General features: G+C 48.7%; 22 protein-coding genes and 1 tRNA gene. 17 read left to right on the forward strand and 6 right to left on the reverse strand.

What is annotated here, in order from left to right:
• The first annotated feature begins 12 nt into the window (after window positions 1-12).
• Window positions 13-1,623 carry a bifunctional 3,4-dihydroxy-2-butanone-4-phosphate synthase/GTP cyclohydrolase II gene (gene ribBA / locus SynPROS91_RS05785; RefSeq protein ID WP_255439965.1) on the forward strand — a complete coding sequence of 537 codons (1,611 nt, stop codon included), beginning with the start codon at window positions 13-15 and terminating at the stop codon, window positions 1,621-1,623.
• A 4-nt stretch (window positions 1,624-1,627) separates the two neighbouring features.
• On the opposite strand, the gene SynPROS91_RS05790 is transcribed toward ribBA, so the two are convergent.
• On the reverse strand, window positions 1,628-2,053 hold the full coding sequence (locus SynPROS91_RS05790; RefSeq protein WP_186519527.1) for a peptidylprolyl isomerase: 426 nt from the start codon (window positions 2,051-2,053) through the stop codon (window positions 1,628-1,630).
• 85 nt (window positions 2,054-2,138) lie between these two features.
• Here SynPROS91_RS05790 and mtnP point away from each other — a divergent pair, with 85 nt between their 5' ends.
• Window positions 2,139-3,056, forward strand: coding sequence for an S-methyl-5'-thioadenosine phosphorylase (gene mtnP, locus SynPROS91_RS05795; protein WP_186519173.1), 918 nt, complete (start codon window positions 2,139-2,141; stop codon window positions 3,054-3,056).
• Here the strand turns inward: mtnP and murQ are convergent.
• From murQ to dnaK, 4 genes are read right to left on the reverse strand one after another with little or no spacing between them, the layout of a single operon-like run.
• Window positions 3,050-3,985 carry an N-acetylmuramic acid 6-phosphate etherase gene (murQ, locus tag SynPROS91_RS05800; RefSeq protein WP_186519175.1) on the reverse strand — a complete coding sequence of 312 codons (936 nt, stop codon included), beginning with the start codon at window positions 3,983-3,985 and terminating at the stop codon, window positions 3,050-3,052. The genes mtnP and murQ overlap by 7 nt on opposite strands.
• Window positions 3,982-4,383 carry a DUF3110 domain-containing protein gene (locus tag SynPROS91_RS05805; protein WP_186519177.1) on the reverse strand — a complete coding sequence of 134 codons (402 nt, stop codon included), beginning with the start codon at window positions 4,381-4,383 and terminating at the stop codon, window positions 3,982-3,984. Before SynPROS91_RS05805 ends, murQ begins: the two co-directional genes overlap by 4 nt.
• 44 nt (window positions 4,384-4,427) lie before the next feature.
• Window positions 4,428-5,333, reverse strand: a complete 906-nt coding sequence (locus tag SynPROS91_RS05810; RefSeq protein ID WP_186519529.1) for a DnaJ C-terminal domain-containing protein — start codon at window positions 5,331-5,333, stop codon at window positions 4,428-4,430.
• Window positions 5,317-7,311, reverse strand: a complete 1,995-nt coding sequence (dnaK, locus tag SynPROS91_RS05815; RefSeq protein WP_186519179.1) for a molecular chaperone DnaK — start codon at window positions 7,309-7,311, stop codon at window positions 5,317-5,319. Before dnaK ends, SynPROS91_RS05810 begins: the two co-directional genes overlap by 17 nt.
• Before the next feature lie 140 nt (window positions 7,312-7,451).
• On the opposite strand from dnaK, the gene pstC reads away from it, so the two are divergent.
• The 3 genes from pstC (at window position 7,452) to pstB (ending at window position 10,185) form a co-directional block, all read left to right on the forward strand.
• Entirely contained in the window at window positions 7,452-8,399 is a 948-nt protein-coding gene (pstC, locus tag SynPROS91_RS05820; RefSeq protein ID WP_186519181.1) for a phosphate ABC transporter permease subunit PstC, read from the forward strand.
• A gap of 3 nt (window positions 8,400-8,402) precedes the next feature.
• Window positions 8,403-9,305, forward strand: coding sequence for a phosphate ABC transporter permease PstA (pstA, locus tag SynPROS91_RS05825; protein ID WP_186519183.1), 903 nt, complete (start codon window positions 8,403-8,405; stop codon window positions 9,303-9,305).
• A gap of 61 nt (window positions 9,306-9,366) precedes the next feature.
• Entirely contained in the window at window positions 9,367-10,185 is an 819-nt protein-coding gene (gene pstB / locus SynPROS91_RS05830; RefSeq protein WP_186519185.1) for a phosphate ABC transporter ATP-binding protein PstB, read from the forward strand.
• Window positions 10,186-10,396: 211 nt separating this feature from the next.
• Here pstB and SynPROS91_RS05835 read toward each other — a convergent pair.
• Window positions 10,397-10,483 (reverse strand) — tRNA-Ser (locus SynPROS91_RS05835).
• A 46-nt stretch (window positions 10,484-10,529) separates the two neighbouring features.
• Here SynPROS91_RS05835 and SynPROS91_RS05840 point away from each other — a divergent pair.
• The 12 genes from SynPROS91_RS05840 (at window position 10,530) to SynPROS91_RS05895 (ending at window position 21,826) form a co-directional block, all read left to right on the forward strand.
• Complete coding sequence (locus SynPROS91_RS05840) at window positions 10,530-10,898, forward strand: 2Fe-2S iron-sulfur cluster-binding protein (protein WP_186519187.1); 369 nt, start codon at window positions 10,530-10,532, stop codon at window positions 10,896-10,898.
• Window positions 10,898-11,764 (forward strand): inositol monophosphatase family protein, encoded by an 867-nt coding sequence (locus tag SynPROS91_RS05845; protein ID WP_186519189.1) that lies wholly within the window; start codon window positions 10,898-10,900, stop codon window positions 11,762-11,764. The genes SynPROS91_RS05840 and SynPROS91_RS05845 overlap by 1 nt, the downstream gene beginning before the upstream one ends.
• A 47-nt stretch (window positions 11,765-11,811) precedes the next feature.
• Window positions 11,812-12,990: an ATP phosphoribosyltransferase regulatory subunit gene (locus SynPROS91_RS05850; protein WP_186519530.1), complete on the forward strand. Its 1,179-nt coding sequence runs from the start codon at window positions 11,812-11,814 to the stop codon at window positions 12,988-12,990.
• Window positions 12,991-13,016: 26 nt separating this feature from the next.
• Complete coding sequence (locus SynPROS91_RS05855; RefSeq protein ID WP_186519191.1) at window positions 13,017-13,241, forward strand: ferredoxin family protein; 225 nt, start codon at window positions 13,017-13,019, stop codon at window positions 13,239-13,241.
• A gap of 302 nt (window positions 13,242-13,543) precedes the next feature.
• A complete protein-coding gene (gene htpG, locus SynPROS91_RS05860) occupies window positions 13,544-15,448 on the forward strand; it encodes a molecular chaperone HtpG (RefSeq protein ID WP_186519193.1) in 1,905 nt (634 codons plus the stop codon).
• Window positions 15,449-15,509: 61 nt separating this feature from the next.
• A complete protein-coding gene (rpmB, locus tag SynPROS91_RS05865; protein ID WP_186519195.1) occupies window positions 15,510-15,746 on the forward strand; it encodes a 50S ribosomal protein L28 in 237 nt (78 codons plus the stop codon).
• A gap of 34 nt (window positions 15,747-15,780) precedes the next feature.
• Window positions 15,781-16,332: a peroxiredoxin gene (locus SynPROS91_RS05870; RefSeq protein ID WP_186519197.1), complete on the forward strand. Its 552-nt coding sequence runs from the start codon at window positions 15,781-15,783 to the stop codon at window positions 16,330-16,332.
• A gap of 68 nt (window positions 16,333-16,400) precedes the next feature.
• Entirely contained in the window at window positions 16,401-17,897 is a 1,497-nt protein-coding gene (ggpS, locus tag SynPROS91_RS05875; RefSeq protein ID WP_186519198.1) for a glucosylglycerol-phosphate synthase, read from the forward strand.
• Window positions 17,898-17,899: 2 nt separating this feature from the next.
• Window positions 17,900-19,171, forward strand: coding sequence for an ABC transporter substrate-binding protein (locus tag SynPROS91_RS05880; protein ID WP_186519200.1), 1,272 nt, complete (start codon window positions 17,900-17,902; stop codon window positions 19,169-19,171).
• The gene (locus tag SynPROS91_RS05885) at window positions 19,168-20,049 is read left to right on the forward strand and encodes a carbohydrate ABC transporter permease (RefSeq protein ID WP_186519202.1); all 882 of its coding nucleotides are present in this window, start codon (window positions 19,168-19,170) and stop codon (window positions 20,047-20,049) included. Before SynPROS91_RS05880 ends, SynPROS91_RS05885 begins: the two co-directional genes overlap by 4 nt.
• Entirely contained in the window at window positions 20,046-20,858 is an 813-nt protein-coding gene (locus SynPROS91_RS05890) for a carbohydrate ABC transporter permease (protein ID WP_186519204.1), read from the forward strand. The genes SynPROS91_RS05885 and SynPROS91_RS05890 overlap by 4 nt, the downstream gene beginning before the upstream one ends.
• Window positions 20,855-21,826: an ABC transporter ATP-binding protein gene (locus SynPROS91_RS05895; protein ID WP_186519206.1), complete on the forward strand. Its 972-nt coding sequence runs from the start codon at window positions 20,855-20,857 to the stop codon at window positions 21,824-21,826. Before SynPROS91_RS05890 ends, SynPROS91_RS05895 begins: the two co-directional genes overlap by 4 nt.
• The last annotated feature ends 67 nt before the right edge of the window (window positions 21,827-21,893 follow it).

The raw sequence follows: 21,893 nt of genomic DNA on the forward strand, positions 1-21,893 counted from the left end.
GCTGCCGAGGGCATGGATCCGATCTTTGATTCCATCCCCGATGCCCTCAACGCCATCCGTAATGGCGAGTGCGTTGTTGTCGTCGATGACGAACGCCGTGAAAACGAAGGAGATTTGATTTGTGCTTCGCAGTTTGCGACGCCAGAACAGATCAATTTCATGGCCAAAGAGGCTCGAGGCTTGATCTGTCTTGCCATCGAAGGTGATCGTCTTGATGCCCTCGACCTTCCCTTGATGGTTGATCGCAACACCGATGAAAATCAAACGGCATTCACGGTGAGTATTGATGCCGGCCCTGAGCATGGTGTCTCGACTGGAATTTCAGCGGAGGACCGATCTCGCACGATTCAGGTTGTGCTTCAGGCCGATGCCAAGCCATCCGATCTGCGGCGTCCAGGGCACGTGTTTCCGCTGAGGGCCCGTTCTGGAGGTGTGCTCAAACGTGCTGGACATACAGAAGCTGCCGTTGATCTCGCCCAGCTCGCAGGACTCATCCCATCGGGGGTGATTTGCGAAATACAGAATTCCGATGGGTCGATGGCTCGTCTGCCAGAACTGCAGGACTACGCCAAACAATTTGGCTTACGGCTGATCAGCATTGCAGATCTCATCAGCTACAGGCTTCAAAACGAGCGGTTTGTTCGTCGCCATGCTCAGGCTGTCATGCCTAGTCAGTTCGGACAGTTCCAGGCGATCGGATTTCGCAATGAACTGGACAACAGTGAGCATGTTGCCCTGGTGAAAGGTATTCCCGGGCAACTCCAAGAACCTGTACTGGTTCGGATGCATTCAGAGTGCCTTACGGGTGATGCCTTTGGTTCTCTTCGTTGTGACTGCAGGCCACAACTTGAGGCTGCGCTGTCTCAAATAGAGCAAGAAGGTGAAGGTGTTGTTGTTTATTTACGCCAAGAAGGTCGTGGCATTGGTCTGATCAATAAGTTGAAGGCTTACAGCCTTCAAGATGGAGGCCTTGACACCGTGGAAGCAAACGAGAAGCTGGGATTTGGAGCTGATTTAAGAAATTACGGAGTTGGAGCACAGATTCTTGGTGATCTTGGTATTCATCGCCTAAGGCTCCTGACCAACAACCCTCGCAAAATTGCTGGACTCGGTGGTTATGGCCTGGAAGTGGTGAGTCGAATCCCACTCATCATCAACCCAGGTGACCATAATGCCAATTATCTAGCCACAAAAAGAGATAAATTAGGACATCTATTTAATGAAAATAGTGCAGCCGATGTTGTAACTCTTGCTTGGGATTGTGGCGAAGCTCTCAGTGCCAAGCTCCCAGATCTTTTGAATAGGGCTGAGATGCTGGCATCAAAATTAAGTCTTACTTTGCAACCAGAACAAACACCAAGACTGCTTGCGCTTTGGGAGCGTCCTCAATTTGTTTGGACTGTGTCAGGCGACATCACTGCGATTGAGCTATTTCTCAAATCTTTGGCCTCTTGGACGGAAACAAAAAGGCTCGGGCTCTTGAAAACGGCAAAAGCGGAACAGCGTCTCCATCCTTCCTTGCAACTTAATCGTGAAGACAGGGACTTGGCTTCTCTGCTGAATCACAAAAAAAATGGCTGGTCAGACCAATCTGACCAGCCGATTTTGATTCACTGGTCCTGACGGATCAGTCGGTCACGGTGACGCTTTCAATGCGACTGCCATTTTTCAAGGCGAGAACAACATCCATGTCGCCGGTTTGCCCAAACACGGTGTGAACACCATCGAGGTGCGGCTGAGCTTCATGGACGATGAAGAATTGGCTTCCGCCCGTGTTCTTACCGGCATGGGCCATCGAAAGAATGCCCGGGGCATGCTTTTTGCTGTTGATCTCGCAATTGATCATGTAGCCAGGACCGCCTGTTCCAGGCATTCCTTTTGCGCCTTCACGGCTATTGGGGCATCCACCCTGAGCCATAAAACCGTCAATGACGCGATGGAAGGCAAGACCGTCGTAAAACCCTTCCCGCGCGAGTTTCACAAAATTGGCGACGGTGTTCGGCGCATCTTGATCGAACATTTCCAGCTTGATCTGGCCGGCATCCGTTTTCATCAGGACTGTCGTCAAGGCACCAAAGGCAAAAAACGATCTTAGGCAAGCGAGCAAGATGAGTGTCAATGCACGCCCGCTTTTCACCATGACCACACTCCACTCCTCCCTCCAAGACGCTCGCGTTGGTGTGATTGGTGGTAGTGGTTTGTATGCGATCGATGGACTCGAATCCGTTGAAGAGGTCACGTTGGATACACCATTTGGTGTTCCTTCTGATTGTTTGCGAGTCGGCCAATTGAATGGAGTTGAGGTGGTGTTTCTTGCCCGCCATGGACGCTCGCATCACCTGCTGCCAAGCGAAGTTCCCTATCGAGCCAATCTCTGGGCCATGAGGTCCTTAGGAGTCCGCTGGTTGATCTCAGTTTCAGCCGTGGGATCTCTTCAGGAACATCTGCGCCCTCGCGACATGGTTGTTCCCAACCAGTTCATCGACAGAACGATGCAGAGGCCTCAATCCTTCTTTGGCGATGGCTGCGTTGCTCACGTCAGTCTTGCTGATCCCTTTTGCGAGCGATTGAGTGATTTGCTTGCAACTGCAGCATCCACCGAAATGCCATCGGGACATCGGCTGCATCGTGGTGGCACCTATCTGTGCATGGAAGGTCCGGCGTTCTCAACGAGAGCTGAAAGCGAGATGTATCGCACCTGGGGTTGTGATGTGATTGGCATGACAAATCACACCGAAGCCCGTTTAGCAAGAGAAGCCGAAATCGCCTATGCCTCGCTCAGCATGGTGACTGATTTTGATTGCTGGCATACCGAGCACGATGCTGTGACGGTTGAAATGATCATTGGCAACCTCAAAGCCAATGCCGATGCCACAGGTCCAATCCTGTTCGCTCTCATGGAGAAATTAGCTCGTGAACGTCCGTCTTCTCCTGCTCATCAGGCCCTTAAAGATGCCTTGATGACCCCTCCAGATGCCGTTCCTGCGGCGACCCGGCAACGCCTGGATTTATTCACGAGTGCCTATTGGGGGCCAGCAACCGCTCAAGCTCAATGAGCTGCTGCATTCAGAGTGATTCCGATCGAGCCAAGGGCTTTGCGCAGGTTGCCGTTGTAATTGGTGAGCAGGGTTTCGGATTCTTGAAGATCCATGGATCCAGCAGCCATGACCAGAGCCCGCTTCACCGATCCCTTGGCTTCGGTGAGGAGGGGAAGCCCCTGCTCGCGTGATAAGCCAACGAGATCGGTCAAAATTCTCAGTGAGCGGTCGACAAGTTTGCTGTTGCTAGCAGCGACATCAACCATGCGGTTTCCATACACCTTTCCCAATTTCACCATCACACCGGTGGAAAGAATGTTGAGTGCCATTTTTGTGGCGGTTCCCGCCTTCAAACGCGTTGATCCAGTGAGCAGTTCTGGGCCGGTGAGCAAGCGGATGTCCAGGTGGCAGGGCATGGGCGCCTGTTCTGCGGGAACGCAGGCCATTGCAATCGCCAAGGCTTGTAAATCCACGGCGTATTGAAGTGCACCCCGTACATAGGGAGTGGTGCCACCAGCGGCAATGCCTACTAAGCAATCATCAGCGCCGAATTGATGTTCTTTGAGGTCGTCTACGCCTGCTGTGTCTAGATCCTCAAGTCCCTCTGAACTGCGTAAAAGGGCCGGAGCACCTCCGGCCAAAACACCTTGTACCAGTTCTGGTGGGCTGCAAAAGGTGGGGGGACATTCAGCGGCATCCAAAACACCAAGACGACCAGAGGTTCCTGCTCCGATGTAAAACAATCGCCCGCCTTTGCTTAACCGCGATGCCACAGCATCGACTGCAGCGCTAAGGGCTTCTGAAGCACCCTCAACAGCTAATTGAGGTTTGCGATCTTCATCGATGAACAGCTTCACCAGATCAATTGTGGACAACACATCCAAATCAGCGCTGCGTGGGTTCGACTGCTCTGTTGTGAGGTAGCCCCGATTTTCAGACGGATTCACAGCAAACCTTCCAGGCGACGGCGGACATCATCCAGACCATCACTTGGGCTTGTTGGCTGAACACTATCCACCGATTGATCTTCTGTTTGCCAATTACTGACATCACGATTGGAACTCGGAGGAGCGAGCATCAAGCGCTCGTCATCCGATTTAGGTACGAAGCCTGTTTCGACGAGTCGCGCTTCATATCCAGCCTCCGTGCAGAACAGTTCCACCTCGTGTTGCTCGAGAGCTTCAACAGTGGGAGTTGGGAAATCTTGGGCCTCTAAAAGACCTGCATACCGTTCGGCATCGTCGCAGTTTTCAAACATCAAAACCACGGTCTGGCCAGAGAGCTCAAGGGAATGAATGCCCTCACTGTCCTGACCGGCGTCGTAAAGAAGGACGTGAACGAGCATGAGCTGATTGAGGTCGCTTTCAGTCTCTCATCGAAAGTCCTGGATTAGATCCGACCCTGATCCAAGCTCAGTTCCTGAAGCCTCTGGTACAAGGCTTGTTCGTCATCGTTCAAATGGGCAGGAATCACAATGACCACCTCCACAAGCTGATCCCCTTGTCGATCGTTCCAAGACAAGCCACGTTCTCGAAGTCGCAACAGGCGACCACTCGATGAACCTGGGGGGACTTGAAGGGTCACCGATCCGGACAGCGTTGGAACGTCTACCGCGCATCCCAGGGCCGCATCCGGCGGAAACAGTTCCAAGCGGTACAGCACACGCAATCCATCAATGCGTAACCCCTCATCCGTTACCACCTGCAGCTGCAAAAAATGATCCCGTCCACCTGGGGCGACTCCCTCCAAACGGAGGCGCCAGCCATCTCCTGCGAATGGGGGCGTGTCCACTTCGATCACCGTTCCATCGGCGAGCTCCAGGTTCACCGCAGTGCCACGAAGGGCTTGATCAGGAGTCAAGACAACCGTTGTTTCGAGATTGTCTTGCGAGCGGACAGGGGATGGAGGCTGGGGAGATGGGGTTGGTCTGCGCTCAGGTTCATCTTGATCCTCATTGTGAGTGGATTCGGCGCGATCAGGCTCTGGAGGATCACCGATGCCCAGAACAACAGATAGATACTCCTCGAAATCCGGGAACCCAGAAGCAAACGGGTCCTGGCTAAAACTTCGACCGTTGCGACGTCGCTCCCAGGCAACGCGCCTGTCGTGATCACTGAGGACGGCATAGGCCTCATTGACGAGTTTGAAGCGCTCTTCCGCCTGGCGATCGTTCCCGTTGAGATCAGGGTGCCAGCGCCTTGCCTCACGCCTAAAGGCACTCTTCAGCGAATCTCCGTCACTGCCTGGATCGAGACCCAGCAGGGACCAATAATCGGGGTCAGCGATAGAAGTCATCATCCCAGGGATCGATTCCGCGACGTCCACGTCTCATACGGTCGTCGGAACGACTACTCCCCGTGGACCAGGGGTCATCATCCCAATCATCGTCTGCGAAGAGTTCATCTTTAAGCGTCCCAAGCGTGCTGCGAATGCCCTGCAGTGGCCCCGCATCGCTGCTTCGTTCTGCTGAAAGGCGTCGGTTTAAACCGAAGAGAGCTTCTTGAAGGCCGCTCACGCCCATCTCTAATTGCTGAGGATCATCTTGCTCAAGCAAATCCTGAACATCACGCATGGCCATTTCAACGGCCCTCTGCTGCCGTTCGGCGCCGTATGGACCGAGCTCAAGGGCGGCATCACGCAAGCGTCTCTCCGCTTGCGCTACCAAGGTGAGGGCTGAATTGCGCCGCTCAATCGAAGCACGTCGGCGCCGGTCTTCATCTGAACGGGCTTCCGCTTCGGCAAGGAGTGCTTGCAATTCGTCTTCGTTGAGGTTCGAGCCCCCCTGAATCGTGACGGATTGCTTTCGCCCCGTGGTGCGATCTGTTGCACTCACTTGAAGGATCCCGTTGGCATCAATGTCAAAAGCAACCTGAATCTGAGGGACACCTCGCGGTGCAGGCGGGATCCCTGATAAGCGGAAACGGCCTAATGACTTGTTGTCTTGTGCCATTTGACGCTCACCTTGCCAAACGTGAATCTCCACAGAGGATTGATTGGCACCAGAGGTGCTGAAAACGTCGGATTGACGCACTGGAATCGGCGTATTTCGAGGAATCAACACCTTCATGAGGCCGCCCACGGTTTCCAAACCAAGGGATAGGGGTGTGACGTCATTGAGCAGCAGATCTCTTAGCTCACCGGTGATGATTCCTGCCTGTACGGCTGCACCTACAGCCACAACCTCATCAGGATTGACGGATTGACAGGGGTCATGAGGAATCAAGGTCCTCACGAGCTGCATCACCATGGGCATCCTTGTGCTGCCACCCACAAGCACAACATCGTCAACATCTTCTGCAAGCCAGCCTGAGTCGCGCAGAGCGGCCTGAACAGGCGTCAGCAGTCGATCAAGCAAATCAGGGCAGAGGTTTTCAAATGTTTTGCGATCAAGGGTGGTCTCGATATGAAGTGGTCCTTCCTGACCGGTTGCAATGAAAGGAAGGGAAATGGGTGTGGTGGACACGCCTGAGAGTTCTTGTTTGGCTTTTTCAGCCGCTTCGGTGAGACGTTGAAGCGCTTGACGATCCCTACGCAGATCAATTTGATGTTGCTGGAGAAAGGCATCGGCAAGCCAATCCACGATGAGTTGGTCAAAGTCATTTCCACCCAATTGGGTGTCACCGTTTGTGGCCTTCACATCGAAGACACCATTCGCGATCCGAAGGAGCGAAACATCAAAGGTGCCTCCACCCAGATCGAAAACGAGAACACGACGAACAGCACTGCGATCAAAGCCATAGGCAAGGGCAGCAGCCGTGGGCTCATTGAGAATCCGTTCAATCGATAAGCCGGCAAGGCGTCCCGCGTCTCGAGTGGCCTGACGTTGAGCATCGTTGAAGTAAGCCGGAACGGTGAGAACGGCTGCATCAACCGTTTCGCCTAGGTAGGTGCTGGCATCATCAACAAGCTTGCGCAAGATGCTTGAAACAAGCTCTTCAGGGGCATATTCCCGTTCGGTCTGAGGACAGGCCACACGAACGTTTCCCTGTGTGTTCGCACTCACGGTGTAGGGAACGGTAAGTGTGTTGTCGTCGAGCTCATCCCAGGCGCGTCCAACAAAGCGCTTGAGATTGGAAAACGTGTTGCGGGGGTTGAGGACGAGTTGGCGCCTGGCGGGCTGACCAACCAGAAGTTCATCCTCTTTGGTGTAACCAACAACAGATGGCGTTGTCCTCGTGCCCTCCGCGTTAGCAATTACCACCGGTCGACCCGCTTCAAGCACGGCGACGACGGAGTTCGTGGTTCCCAGGTCGATTCCGACGATCCGGCCCATAACCGCGCATTTGGTTTCTCCAAGCTAACGGTCCAAACCCCAATCACCAAGCTCCTCTGGCGAGCCTGTGTTGATGTTGTGTCTCTTACCAGCAAAAAATTGCGAAAAGGCTAGTGTTCATCTGCATATGTGCTGATTGAGTGGCCCAATTCAAGGCTCAATATCTTCTTAGGCACAGACCAACAGCAGAAAAGCTGGTGGATAAAGGCTTTAAGAACCTTGTCGTGGTCATGGCCTCCATGGTTGCGCTTGTTCTCATCTCCATTCTTGTGGTTGTGTTTTGGGGATCCTTGGACTCGATGGGGCGCTACGGACTGAATTTTTTAATCACGTCCAACTGGAACCCTGTTGATGACGAATACGGTGCCTTCACGGCGATTTATGGAACGCTCGTCAGTTCTCTTCTGGCACTAGTTATTGCCATTCCTTTGGGTGTGGGCACTGCAATATTCATCACCGAAAACATCATTCCGAAGAAGATTAGAAACGTTATTGGATTAATGGTGGAGCTTTTGGCATCTATTCCATCAGTCGTTTTAGGCTTGTGGGCAATTTTTATTTTAGAACCGCTTATCCGACCTTTTCTTATGCTCTTATATGAGGATTTTGGATGGATTCCTATTTTTAGCAGTGAGCCTTTGGGTCCAGGAATGGCACCTGCGATCTTGATTCTGGTTGTGATGATTTTACCGATCATTACTGCAATTTCCCGTGATTCTTTAAACCAAGTACCTCTTGAACTCCGCCAAGCCGCCTATGGAGTTGGCGCAACACGCTGGGGCGCAATTCTCAATATCATCCTGCCTGCGGCCATTTCAGGAATTATTGGTGGAGTGATGCTCGCCCTAGGACGAGCAATGGGGGAAACCATGGCTGTCACCATGATTATCGGAAACTCCAACGTTTTTAATTGGTCATTGTTGGCTCCAGGAAATACAATTTCAGCCATGCTTGCTAATCAGTTTGGCGAGGCAGACATATCACAATTATCCTCACTAATGTATGCAGCTTTTGTTTTAATGGTATTGACATTAATTGTCAATATTGCTGCTCAATGGCTTGTAAAACGCTTAAGTTTAAAGTATTGATTCATGAATTATCCCTCAGTCGCCAAGTCAGCAACAGGAACCCCTGACCTCAACTATAAGAGTTGGCTAAAACGAAATATTGGCAGTCAGGCTTTATCGATTTTGGCTGGATTGTTTTCACTTGTGTGTGTTTTGCCACTGATTGCGGTGCTTGCTTATCTTGTAATAAAAGGAATATCAACATTTAACTTGGACCTTTTCACCAAGCTCCCGCCGCCACCAGGTGTTGAAGATGGAGGAATTGCCAATGCAATTCTTGGAAGTATCATTGTCACCATAATTGCGGCAATGATCGCGATTCCTATAGGTGTAGGTGGTGGAATCTACTTGGCAGAATATTCTACCGGCCGAGGATTTTCTCAATTCATTCGTTTTGGAACCAACGTTCTTGCTGGCGTCCCATCAATTATTGCTGGTGTTTTTGTTTACGGAGTGATTGTTTCTACTCGAATCATTTTTGGCAATACCTTTAGCGCGATAGCAGGAGGAACTGCTCTTTCTGTATTGATGCTTCCCACTGTGGTCAAGACAACAGATGAAGGCTTGAAACTTGTTTCTAACGACCTAAGGCGTGCTGCCCTTGGAGTTGGTGCATCTCGTTTTGTGACAGTGACTCAAATCACTCTCCCTAAAGCTTTCACACCAATAGCAACTGGAGTGGTGTTGGCGATCGCGAGAGCATCGGGTGAAACTGCACCTTTAATATTTACAGCGCTTTTCTCACCATTTTGGCCGAATGGGATCTTTGATCCTATTGCAACGTTATCTGTTTTAATTTATAATTTTGCTGCTCAGCCTTATGAAGTTCAAAATGAACTCGCTTGGGCAGCGTCCTTTATTCTTGTTATGTTCATATTGGCTCTCAATCTCTTTGCTCGATGGCTTGGACGGAGAGTCTCGAGCTAATGACTTCTATCATAAACATTTTCAAACAAATCTAATTTCCTACACTTAATTTTTCATACCAATGACTTTTACAGAATCGACAGAGTTAGCCAATCAAAAGCTTGAAACTTGTGTATCTATTCAAAATACAACAATCAGCTATGGCTCCTTCGAGGCCTTAAAGAATGTATTTTGTGATATACCGAGAGGTCAAGTAACAGCTTTTATTGGACCCTCGGGGTGTGGAAAGTCCACAGTCCTACGAGCCATTAATCGGATGAACGATTTGATTGAGGGATGTTCTCTCAAAGGAAGAATTCTGTTTGAAGGTGCTGATTTATATTCTCCCGATGTTGATCCAGTTGAAGTACGCCGACGTATCGGGATGGTTTTTCAACAACCGAATCCTTTTCCAAAGAGCATTTATGAAAATATAGCTTTTGGTGCACGTATTAATGGCTATAACGGCGATATGGATGAATTAGTGGAGAGGTCACTGCGTCAGGCAGCAGTATGGGATGAATGCAAAGATAAACTCAAAGAAAGTGGCAACTCACTTTCTGGTGGTCAACAGCAGCGTCTTTGTATTGCACGCACCATCGCGATTGAGCCTGAAGTGATCCTGATGGATGAACCATGCTCTGCTCTTGATCCCATCTCTACCCTGAAGATTGAGGAAACGATCCATGAGCTCAAGAAGACTTTCACGATTGTGATCGTGACTCACAACATGCAGCAGGCCTCACGTGTGAGTGATATGACAGCTTTCTTCAATGCTGAAGCGGTTGAAGGGGGTTCAGGCAAAGTAGGTTATCTCGTTGAATTCAATGAAACAAATAAAATCTTTAATTCTCCTGCGCAGAAGGCTACCCAGGATTACGTTTCAGGTCGCTTTGGATGATTGTCTTGGCTGGATAAGTTTTTAGATATAGTCCTAAAAACATAAGTTAAGCAACCTTTCGAATATATCTTTACTGGTTTTTTTCTAATTTTTCACGTTTTACCTTCTTCATGCTTGCAGTTTAAATGTCTTTTTTATCAGTTTTAAATTATTTTTTTGTCAATGATCTCCAAAAAAAAACCCTTGCATCGCAAGGGGGATGTTTAGCTAACGGAGAGGGAGGGATTCGAACCCTCGATAGAGTTGCCCCTATACAGCATTTCCAGTGCTGCGCCTTCGACCACTCGGCCACCTCTCCAGTGGCTGAAGTGAGAATGTAGCAGGGCGTTTCCTGAGGGCCTGATATGAGACCAAACCACACGGTCACCATTCACTGGCCTCAGGCTGGACGGACGATCACCCATCAGGTTCCAGAGGGGGAGTACATCCTCCAAAGCTTTGAGCAGCAGGGTGATCCGCTCCCTTTTTCATGCCGTAATGGTTGCTGCACGTCTTGCGCAGTAAGAGTTCAAAGTGGAAGCCTGGATCAATCCGAGGCCATGGGACTTTCAAAAGAGCTCAGACAACAGGGTTACGGGTTGCTTTGCGTTGCAAGAGCCATCGGTCCTCTTGAGGCGGTCACACAAGATGAGGATGAGGTGTATGAGCTGCAGTTTGGACGTCATTTCGGGCGTGGTCAGGTTCGTCCTGGCCTTCCTTTGGATGAGGAGTGATGACTTCAGTTCTTGATTGCAGGCAGGTGGCCAGCGATGCTGATCTGGACGCAGCGAGCCAGCAAGAGCTTGCTGAGATCGCCCGTACAGCTGCAAACCTGGGAGCTGCCGTGCTGATGCAGCATTACGGCCGTCTCAGCAGCATCGAAAGTAAGGGGCGTATTGGCGACTTGGTCACAAACGCTGATGTGGCCGCAGAAAAAGTGGTTCTTGATTACTTAAGAGAGCACACTCCTACGATTGCGATCCTTGCCGAAGAATCCGGCTCCAGTGGTACTCCAGGTTCGTTGTGTTGGTGCGTGGATCCCCTGGACGGCACAACGAATTTTGCTCACGGATATCCCTTTTTTGCCACTTCAGTGGGCTTGATCTGGAAGGGTTTACCACTGCTGGGTTCGGTGGCAGTGCCGTTCCTCAATGAGACCTATTGGTGTTCTCCCCATCAAGGGAGCTATCTCAACGACACTCCCATTCATGTGAGTGATTGCATCACCTTGCAGGACAGCCTTCTCGTGACGGGATTTGCTTACGACAGGCATGAGGTTACCGATAACAATTACGCCGAGTTCTGTTGGCTAACCCATCGATGTCGTGGTGTAAGGCGGGGTGGGGCCGCAGCCGTTGATCTTGCTTTTGTGGCCAGCGGGCGACTGGACGGCTATTGGGAGCGTGGTTTGGCACCTTGGGACCTGGCAGCAGGTGCTGCCTTGGTGGCTTGCGCTGGTGGTGTTGTTGGTGATTACAAAGACTCCTTATTCGATGTGGGCGAAGGCAGGATTCTCGCAACGTCTTCAGGGCTCCATCTCCCGCTCAAACAAGAGCTTGCTCGCGTGACCGCCTTCTCACCCAAGCTTTATGGAGCTTGAGGTTCGGCAGTCATAAGATCGTTGTTCGTGATTCGATGACTAGCTGGATGGCCCTGCAACCCGCCACGGGCGCTCGAGATCTGAATCCGAAGCAAGTTCAACAAAACCAGCATCTAAGAGAACAGTTAGCGACGGTCTATCGCCATTGGGGGTACGACGAGGTGTCTCCACCCCAGGTCGAACGGCTCGACACACTGATGGCCGGTGGTGCGATTGCTAGTCATGACGTGGTTCGGCTCGTAGCCGATGACCCGCTGGGTCTTCGACCAGAGATGACAGCGTCGATTGCTAGAGCAGCCTGCACAAGACTGAAGGATCGGCCTAGGCCGCTGCGCCTTTGTGCTTGCGGAACCATTTTCGAAAGCCGAACGGCAGAAGAGGGAGGGCTGTGCATCGAGGAAAAACTGCACAGCGGTGTAGAGCTCTTTGGCGTTAAAGATCTGGCAGCAGAACTTGAACTTCTAACGCTGCTGTTAGAGGCCATGAATGCTCTCTCGCTGTTGGGAGAGCATCAGCCCAAACTGCTGATCGGCCACACGGCGTTGATGGAATTGGTCTTGGCACCATTTGAGCAACCGATGCGCGAAGACATCCGCACCTGCTTAATCCAATACGACCGACTCGGACTCGAAGCGATGGGGCTTGATTCATCAGATCTGAGACGGTTAGTGAACCTCCTGGACTGCCGGGGCACACCAAAGACGATTCTTGATTTGTTGGGAGAACACTTTGGCTCCCAAACCGTTCTCAATGATCTGAACCGCGTATTTGTCCATCTCAGTCCCCTTGCTCAACAACAATCTCTGGCACTTCAATTGGATCCAACCTTTCACCCTCATCATCAGCTCTATGACGGCTTGGTGTTTCAACTGGTCTGTCAGGGAGTTTCAGCTCCAGTGGTGATTGCCCGTGGAGGTCGTTATGACGGATTGGTGGAGCGGTGCGGAGAAAGTGAAGCAAATGCTGCGGGGGTGGGGTTTAGTTTTTGCCTCGACGATATTCGTAACCTTCCTGGCTCTAGTTCCGAGAATGCCAAAAATGAATCGAGTGTTTTAATTTGCTGGAGCAATGATTCATGTCTTGAAAAGGCGTTGAGGAAACAGACGAGCTGGCATGCACAAGGGCAGGTTGCTCAATGTGATCTCAGGCCTTGTTGCAATCGTGAAGAAGCTGAGCAACGTCTCAAGTCTTCGCGATGCAACACCATCGACTGGCTCTCTGACTAGATTGCCAATGACAGACAACCACCGCTATGGCACACACGATCGTCACCGACATCTGCGAGGGCGTTGCTGACTGTGTCGATGCTTGTCCCGTTGCCTGCATCAACCCAGGACGTGGGAAAAACAAAAAAGGGACCGATTTTTATTGGATTGATTTCGATACCTGCATTGACTGTGGCATTTGTCTCCAGGTTTGCCCAGTAGCAAACGCCATCCTTCCTGAGGAGCGAGCTGACCTACAACAGCCTGGCTGATGTCCGATGATCTTCAATTGATCGGATAACCGAAAGTTGTGATCAAATAGTTAATAATAGAACTTTATTTTGTTATCTTTATGATTATTTGAATGAATCGAATGAGGGATGATTAATCCCTTTTACGTTGTGCAGAGATTTTCTTGCATACAAGAGCATGGTCCCTATGGGGGTTACCTCGTTGTTGATATCTACGCATTCAAACGAGCACAAAGCTTTGAAAAGGTTCGGAGAACCCCCTCAGCAGGCTGTTGTGCCCGGATGGGTTGTTTCTCTAAAATTGAGTTTTTCAAGTTGCTGTCATGTCGGTGTTGGACGAGCAGGGTCAAATTCAGATCCACACCGAGAATATTTTTCCAATCATTAAAAAGGCTGTCTACTCCGGCCATGAGGTCTTTCTGCGAGAGCTTGTTAGCAATGGCGTTGATGCCATCAGCAAGCGGAGAATGGCTGCTATGGCTGGCGATTGCAGCGAAGGAGACGATGGCACAATTAAAATTCATGTAGACCGCGAGGCCAAAACTCTCACCATTTCCGACAACGGAATTGGTATGACGGCTGATGAGGTTAAGCGGTATATCAATCAAGTGGCTTTTTCTAGCGCTGAAGACTTTCTCGAGAAATACAAGCAAGAAGATGATGCCATCATCGGCCACTTCGGTTTAGGTTTTTATTCGAGCTTTATGGTGGCGGCGCGCGTTGAACTGCTCACCAAATCTGCCAAGCCTGACCATGAAGCGGTTCTTTGGTCCTGCGACGGGTCGCCCAATTTCAACCTGACTAGCGCAGAGCGAGTTGATGCAGGAACAGATGTCATCCTGCATCTCATGGAAGAAGAATTAGAATATATAGAGCCAGCAAGAATTCGCACGCTTATCAATACGTACTGCGATTTTATGTCAGTACCTGTGCAGCTTGAAGGAGAAACAATTAATAAGATGGTAGCTCCATGGCGTAAGAGTGCTCGAGAGCTTTCGGATCAAGATTATATTGATCTTTATCATTATCTTTATCCATTCCAAGGTGATCCCTTGCTTTGGGTCCATTTGAATACAGATTACCCGTACAATTTGCAAGGAATACTCTTCTTCCCCAAGCAAACGGGTAGAGCTGATTGGGAGAAAGGAGAAATCAAGCTCTACTGTAATCAAGTATTTGTTAGCGATTCAATCAAGGAAGTGGTCCCCCGCTATCTTCTCCCTTTAAGAGGAGTGATTGACTCACCTGATATTCCATTAAATGTGAGCAGAAGTGCGCTTCAGACCGATCGCCGTGTGCGCTCCATTGGAAATTTTGTTGCCAAGAAAGTTTCAGACCGTCTTCGCAGTCTTAAAAAAGACGATGCACAAGCCTATACAGAAGCTTGGGAGTCTTTAGCACCGTTCGTGAAAATCGGTGCCATGGAAGATGACAAGTTTGCTGAGCAAGTGGAAGAGTTAGTGATGTTTGCCACCAGCGCACCCATCTCCACTGACGATAATCCGGATCCAATTGGAGGAGGTGAGCGCAATTTCACAACTCTTGATGGGTACCGTCGCCGTCTGCCTGATGATGAAAAGATCATTTTGTATTGCACTGACGAAGTTTCACAATCAGCAGCACTCAACTTATGGACGTCACAAGAGCGAGAAGTGTTGTACGCCGATACCGTTATTGATAGTCAATTCATCCCTTGGCTTGAATCACGACACGACGAATTAAAATTTCAGCGTGTTGATGCTGAGTTGGATGCTTCGCTTAAGGAAGAAACACCTGAATTAAGTGATGGTGATGGAGAGACCAAAAGTGAAAGCTTGCGAAAATTGATCAAAGATGCATTATCTAACGATAAAGTAACGATTCAAGTTCAATCCCTCAAATCTGGCTCAGAAGGACCTGCTGCCCTGATTTTGCTTCCAGAACAAATGCGTCGTATGAACGATATCGGTGCGTTGATGGACCAGCGGCTGCCAGGTTTGCCTGATTATCACGTCTTGCTCGTGAATCAAAAGCACCCCCTTGTGGAAGGTCTGCTCAAGCTTCAAGCCGGGGGTGTCATCGTTGGCGATGTTGGTCAATCTCCTAGCGAAGTACTTGCACGAGACCTGGCCCAACATCTTTATGAAACAGCAAAGCTGTCCGTGGGAGGCTTAGATCCCAAGGAACTTGCGAGTTTCCAAACCAACAATATGCAGCTGATGTCTCGCTTGATGGAACGGGGCTTCTGATCAGACCCTTTGCTAATATGAGCCATCGGCCAATGGCCATCGCTTTCTTAAGGACGCCGTTATGTCACGGGTATGTCAGCTCACAGGTACTCGTGCCAACAACGGCATGGCTGTGAGCCACTCGCATATACGTACCAAAAAGCTGCAGCAGGCCAACCTGCAGCAGCGACGTCTGTGGTGGGCTGAGGGGAAACGTTGGATCAACATTCGCATCACGACACGTGCACTCAAGACCATCCAGAAAAAAGGGTTGGGTGCCTATGCACGGTCACTGGGAGTGAACCTCGCAAAGCTCTGAACCTCTTTAGAATTTAGAAACTGACAGCAGTTTCATGAAAAGACGATCCCTACTCCAGACTGCAGTTCTGGGAGCAGGGATTTTTTTATTGACGCCTGCTCGTGTAAGGGCGCTAGGTGGTACATCCCCTGAGATCGGAATAAAAGCCCCAGATTTTGATCTTCTCGGGTTCAGTAGTGTCAATCCAGAGCAAAAGCATTGGAATCTCGGCAACCTTCAGGGACGTTGGCTGGTCGTTTACTTTTATCCGAGAGATTTCACCTCTGGTTGCACGATCGAAGCCCATGGCTTTCAGGAAGCATTGCCAGCGTTCCAAAAGCAAGGAGCAGAGGTTCTTGCCATCAGTGCAGACTCAGTTAGCGATCATGAGTCGTTTTGTAGCTCTGAAGAGTTGAAGTTTCCCTTGCTCTCCGACCCGGATGGTCTTGTAAGCAAGGCTTACGGTTCCTGGATGGCGCCATATTCGATGCGGCATACGTTCCTCATCGATCCACAGTCCGTGCTTCAAGCTGTTTGGACAGGGGTTCGTCCCGTTGGGCATGCCAACGAGGTACTAAGCCGCCTCAAAGAGTTACAGACCGGTTGAGTCACCAGCGCGTGTTAGAGATGGGATGTTGACCATGGTTCGGTAGAGCCAGGAAAGAGAGGTGAAGCATGGCGGTCACAAAGGGACAAAGTCCGTTCATTCTTCTGTACCATCGCACACCATTTGATGAAGGAAAAGATGAAAATGGCAATAGGGTTTGGTGCGACCAGAAAAGCCCAAATGGAATTATTCCGACCCTAAGAAATTTATTTCGAACGCGAGAAAATGGTACTTGGATTGCTTGGAGGAAAGTAGATAAAATTGAAGATGCGATGGATGAAAGCATCTCGATGTCTGATCCGAAGCCATTTACTTTGTGCAGAATTCCATTAGAAGAGAATCAAATATCAAGTTTTTATCATGTAACCTCAAAAGAGTCTTTCTGGCCAATACTTCATACCTTTCCAACCCATTTTAATGTTAACAATGCCGACTGGGGTATTTTCGAAGAAGTTAATCTTCGTTTTGCAAAAGCCGCTTGTCACCAGGCCGCCGAAGCAGCAACCGTTTGGATTCATGACTACAACTTGTGGCTTGTTCCTGGCTATATAAGGGAATTAAGGCCTGACCTAAAGATTGCTTTCTTTCATCACACACCCTTCCCTGGAAATGATGTGTTTGCTATTTTGCCTTGGCGCGAGCAAATCCTCGAGAGCCTTTTATCCTGTGATGTCGTGGGGTTTCATATTCCACGTTATACCGAAAACTTTGCGAGAGCGGCAAACTGTTTATTAGGTGCAGAAAAAGGTTCAAAGCAACCTGTTAATTCAAGATTTGTCTCAACCGGTTCTGCTTTAACGGAGCCCTCAGAAACCCCTTGTTTGCATTACAAGGGCCGAAAGATTCAACTATTGTCTTCTCCTGTTGGAACATCGCCAGATGTTATCCAAGAACTCGCAGCTCGGGCTGATGTTCAAGAATTAGCTGATCAGATTGATGACGACACTAAGAAAGGTAGGAAACTAATCCTTTCTGCGAGCCGTGTGGATTACACCAAGGGCAATGAAGAGCTCCTGCTTGCCTTTGAACGTTTACTAGAACATCGCCCCGATTGGCATGGAAAAGTTGTTCTAATGCTCGCTTGTGTAGCAGCTGCAAGTGGGATGAAAATCTACGAAGATACGCAACGTACGATCGAAGAAACTGCAGGGCGTATCAACGGACGATTTAGTTTGATTGATTGGGTTCCAATACGTTTCTCCACACGACGCATACCTTATGAAGAAATGGTTGCTTGGTTTACTCGTTCAGATATCTGTTGGATTACACCTCTTCGCGATGGATTGAATTTGGTCGCTAAGGAATATGCTGCTGCTCGTAAGGATCGAGGTGGTGTTTTAGTGCTCTCAGAGTTTACAGGTGCTTCCGTTGTTCTTGATGGTGCAATTCTGACCAATCCTTATTCACATCGGCAGATGGATGAGGCGATTGAAAGGGCATTGGAAATGCCTCAAGACGAACAAATTAAAAGAATGACGAGGATGAGTAGTGCTGTTGAGAGCTTCACCGTGAGTGATTGGGTTAGCGAACAAATGGATGCTCTTGAAGGTCGGAAAAGTGATTAGTCATGAAGCAGAGTACATTTATTAGAAGAATTTTTGCTTCCTTATTCGCTGTTTTAATTTGTAGTGCTGGTTTTGGCCTTGTACGGGCAAGAACAATTGAATCAGTTACGTTTTTGATGGCGGCTCCCTTTGCAGATGCTACTCGAGATTTGGTTAAGCAATTTAATCAAGAGCATCGTGGTGAAATCAACCTGAAAGTTGTTAGGGGGCCATTGGAAACAGAAGCAATGTCTGATTTAGCGATCAGTAGTTTGCTATTAGGTAATGCACCATTTGATGGCTTACTCATGGATGTCACTTGGCTACCAAAGTATGCGGCAGCTGGTTGGATGGAACCCTTAGAGGATTTTTTCAATGAAAAGGATGTGCATGCTCTGGCGATAGGAGCACGGGAGGGGAACTCATATGACGGGCATCTTTATCGTTGGCCGCTGACTGCAGATATGGGTTTGCTCTATTACAGAACTGACCTGATGGAGCAACCACCAGAAACCCCAGAAGAATTAGTCTTAGTTAGTCAATCCTTACAAAAGGATCGAAAAGTTGATTGGGGTTATGTTTGGCAAGGCCGTCAGTATGAGGGTCTTAGTTGTGTCTATTTAGAAATGATTGATGGTTTTGGGGGTGATTGGTTACAACCTAATAACAATCACATTGGATTAGATTTAGATCCAGGCGTGCAAGCAGCAGCTTGGCTGCAGGAACTAATTGATCAAGGGGTCAGCCCAAACGCAGTCACAAATTATGCTGAACCTGAGGCTTTACAGAGTTTCAAGGTTGGAGATGCCGCATTCATGCGCAACTGGCCCTACGCATGGACTGAACTTCAAAAATTAGATAGCGCCGTAAAAGGGAATGTTGGTATTACCACCATGGTGGCTAGGCCTGGTCACTCCACTGCCACTCTTGGAAGCTGGGGGCTTACGGTTCTAAAAGGATCTGCGCATGTGAATGCCTCGATCGAAGCGATCCGTTTTCTAACAAATGAGTCATCACAAAAGCAGCTATTTCTGAAGCATGGCTATACACCAACACAACAAAGTGTTTTTGATGATCCTCAACTACTACAAGATAAACCAATCTTGGCGGAATTTGGCCAAGCCCTAAAAGTTGTTAAGGCGAGGCCTGAAACACCCTTGTATGCTCAAATTAGTGATGTCTTAACTCGCCAACTTAGTAGCATTCTTACCCGTGAGACGACTCCAAAGGATGGGATGAATGTAGCTACCTCACACACCAATCAAATCCTGATCTCAGCAGGTGAGAAATTGTGACTGTCTTTCTGCTATTACCATCACTACTTTTTCTTCTAGTTGTTTTTGTTGGCCCCTTATTTCGTTATGCGTGGCTGAGTTTCCATGCCGACTCCGTGATGACTGGCTTAATTGCCATTCCGAATGGTAGTGCGAATTGGCTGCGCTTGGTGCAGGATCAACGCTATTGGCAAGATCTTGGCCAAACACTACGTTTTGCTGGAGCCTCTGTTGGACTTGAGCTCTTTCTTGCTCTGATTATCGCTCTGCTTTTGGATCAGCGCTGGCGTGGACGAGATCTCGTTCGCACCCTGGCCTTGATCCCTTGGGCCTTACCAACCACGGTGATGGCGCTTGGTTGGCGTTGGATCTTCAATACACCTTATGGTCCTATTGATTATTTTACCAACTTGGTTGGCATTGGTTCACTAAATATTCTCGGAGACCCTAACCTTACATGGATGGCCACGGTATGGGCAGATGTTTGGAAAACAACGCCATTTGCAGCATTAATTCTGTTGGCTGGGTTACAGACGATTCCCGTTGACCTTTATGAAGCAGTACGACTAGAAGGTGGTAATCCCCTCATCTGTTTACGACGAATCACGCTTCCGTTGCTGCGACCATATATTCTTCTTGCCTTATTATTTAGACTGGCTCAAGCATTCGGAGTCTTTGATTTAATTCAAGTTCTCACGGGAGGTGGTCCTGCCAGTAGTACCGAAAGTGTTGCTTTATATGCTTATTGGAATGCACTGAGATTTTTAGACTTTGGATACAGTTCCACTATCATTATGGGAAGTTTTTTACTCATCAGTGTGATTTGTTTAATTGCCTGGATCGGTTTGCAAATTCTTATTCCTACCCATTCAGAATCCAGAGGAGTCATTAAATCATGAATCGTCGTTTTCTGATTGCTCTTCTTTTATTATGGTCATTAGGTCCATTGCTATGGCAGGTTTATACGTCCTTTTGTAGTGATCAAGCGCTGATTCAACCCTTCGTCTCCAACGACCATCGTTGGACATTAATTCACTACCAAAATGTTCTCAATGCCAATCCATCATTTTGGCGGTATCTCATTAATAGTTTGATTGTAGGAGCAACAAGCACATTTCTATGCTTGGTGCTTGCACTCCCTGCTGCCTATGCTCTGAATCGAATTCCGAGACAATTGTCGGTTCTCACTCGTTTGGCACTCGTTGGTGCAGCATTATTCCCTTATGTATTATTGTTCTTGGCTTTGCTTGAATTAGCCCGTGCATTAAATCTGGGTAATCAACTCTTGGCTTTAAGCCTTCCTTACGCAGCTCTATCTCAACCTCTTGCGATCCTTTTGCTCAATAGCGCATTTAATGATCTTCCACCTGAATTAGAAGATGCTGCAAAGCTAGAAGGTCTTTCTCTTTTTCAACGATTTCGTTGGATTTTGATCCCACTGATATCACCTGCTACAGCTAGTACTGCAATCCTTGTATTCCTTTTTTCTTGGAATGAGTATCCAATTGCTTTAACTTGGATTAGTGATTCAAACAAATTAACTTTACCTGTTGCGATGGCAAGAATTGCAGGTTCATCTATTTATTCTGTTCCCTATGGAGCCTATGCAGCAGCTACCGTACTTGGATCGATTCCCTTGGTCTTACTTGTTTTAATCTTCCAAAAACCAATTGTTTCTGGTCTTACTAGTGGAGCAGTAAAAGGATGACTCTTCAAATTCAAAATTTAGGTCGTAGTGTTGGTCAACATTGGATTGTCAGGCATCTCAATCTTCAAGTTGAAGATGGTGAATGTGTTGCATTAGTGGGTCCTTCTGGATGTGGGAAGAGTAGTACTTTGAGGCTGATTGCTGGGCTGGATCCAGTCTCTGAAGGTGAGATTATTCTCAATGAGGCAAACGTAACGCATTCTTCTGCCGCAAAGAGAGCTGTTGGAATGGTTTTTCAAAGTTATGCCTTGCTTCCACATTTGAGTGTCTTTGCCAATTTGGAACTAGGCCTGCGGGTAAGAGGAGTTCGTCCATTCGACCGGCAACAACGTATTCAAGCAATGCTTGAACTTGTGCAGTTGCAAGATCGAGCAAATGTTTTGCCGGCTGAGCTGTCTGGAGGTCAAAGGCAACGGGTGGCATTAGCAAGAGCTTTGTTGCGCGATCCAGATGTGTATTTGCTCGATGAGCCCATGAGTAATTTAGATGCCCAACTGCGCGAGGAATTGAGGCCAGAGCTTCGTCGACTTGTGCTCGACCGGCAAAAACCTGTAATACATGTCACCCACGACCAGCATGAAGCGATGGCGATTGCTGACCGTATTGCCGTGTTGCATTCCGGGAAAATTCAACAGGTTGCGACCCCTGAAGATCTCTATCATCATCCCGAAACTTTATTTATTGCCAAATTTATTGGACGCCCTCAAATTAATTGTTTACGGCCTAAGAATGGTGTTATTTGTGCCGTAAGGCCAGAGTCTCTTTTCTTTGCTAAGGAGGGTCTCCCTTGCAAAATAACCGCTCGTGAATGGCTAGGAAGTTCTCAGCTTCTTTATCTTGATTCGCCTGAAGGTTTCTTGAGATTGTCTTGCTCGACGGCTGTTGATATTCCTGAAGCACCTCACGTTTCATGGGATGTTTCCGATGAGCATCATTTTGCTCTAGAAAGTGGCCATCGTCTTCCATAAGCATGGACCGATTCATATTCCCGATTGTGTTCGTTTTACATGTTTGATGTGAATATAATTTATTCAC

The organism is Synechococcus sp. PROS-9-1 (assembly GCF_014279775.1).
Lineage (GTDB): Bacteria > Cyanobacteriota > Cyanobacteriia > PCC-6307 > Cyanobiaceae > Synechococcus_C.

Bases quoted from the DNA above. Each gene is read 5' to 3' on its own strand.
- ribBA (WP_255439965.1), top strand. From the start codon at position 13: ATGGATCCGATCTTTGATTCCATCCCCGATGCCCTCAACGCCATCCGT.
- SynPROS91_RS05790 (WP_186519527.1), bottom strand. From the start codon at position 2,053: ATGAAAACGGATGCCGGCCAGATCAAGCTGGAAATGTTCGATCAAGAT.
- mtnP (WP_186519173.1), top strand. From the start codon at position 2,139: ATGACCACACTCCACTCCTCCCTCCAAGACGCTCGCGTTGGTGTGATT.
- SynPROS91_RS05805 (WP_186519177.1), bottom strand. From the start codon at position 4,383: ATGCTCGTTCACGTCCTTCTTTACGACGCCGGTCAGGACAGTGAGGGC.
- SynPROS91_RS05810 (WP_186519529.1), bottom strand. From the start codon at position 5,333: ATGACTTCTATCGCTGACCCCGATTATTGGTCCCTGCTGGGTCTCGAT.
- dnaK (WP_186519179.1), bottom strand. From the start codon at position 7,311: ATGGGCCGGATCGTCGGAATCGACCTGGGAACCACGAACTCCGTCGTC.
- pstA (WP_186519183.1), top strand. From the start codon at position 8,403: ATGAATTATCCCTCAGTCGCCAAGTCAGCAACAGGAACCCCTGACCTC.
- pstB (WP_186519185.1), top strand. From the start codon at position 9,367: ATGACTTTTACAGAATCGACAGAGTTAGCCAATCAAAAGCTTGAAACT.
- SynPROS91_RS05840 (WP_186519187.1), top strand. From the start codon at position 10,530: ATGAGACCAAACCACACGGTCACCATTCACTGGCCTCAGGCTGGACGG.
- SynPROS91_RS05845 (WP_186519189.1), top strand. From the start codon at position 10,898: ATGACTTCAGTTCTTGATTGCAGGCAGGTGGCCAGCGATGCTGATCTG.
- SynPROS91_RS05850 (WP_186519530.1), top strand. From the start codon at position 11,812: ATGGCCCTGCAACCCGCCACGGGCGCTCGAGATCTGAATCCGAAGCAA.
- SynPROS91_RS05855 (WP_186519191.1), top strand. From the start codon at position 13,017: ATGGCACACACGATCGTCACCGACATCTGCGAGGGCGTTGCTGACTGT.
- htpG (WP_186519193.1), top strand. From the start codon at position 13,544: ATGTCGGTGTTGGACGAGCAGGGTCAAATTCAGATCCACACCGAGAAT.
- rpmB (WP_186519195.1), top strand. From the start codon at position 15,510: ATGTCACGGGTATGTCAGCTCACAGGTACTCGTGCCAACAACGGCATG.
- SynPROS91_RS05870 (WP_186519197.1), top strand. From the start codon at position 15,781: ATGAAAAGACGATCCCTACTCCAGACTGCAGTTCTGGGAGCAGGGATT.
- ggpS (WP_186519198.1), top strand. From the start codon at position 16,401: ATGGCGGTCACAAAGGGACAAAGTCCGTTCATTCTTCTGTACCATCGC.
- SynPROS91_RS05880 (WP_186519200.1), top strand. From the start codon at position 17,900: ATGAAGCAGAGTACATTTATTAGAAGAATTTTTGCTTCCTTATTCGCT.
- SynPROS91_RS05890 (WP_186519204.1), top strand. From the start codon at position 20,046: ATGAATCGTCGTTTTCTGATTGCTCTTCTTTTATTATGGTCATTAGGT.
- SynPROS91_RS05895 (WP_186519206.1), top strand. From the start codon at position 20,855: ATGACTCTTCAAATTCAAAATTTAGGTCGTAGTGTTGGTCAACATTGG.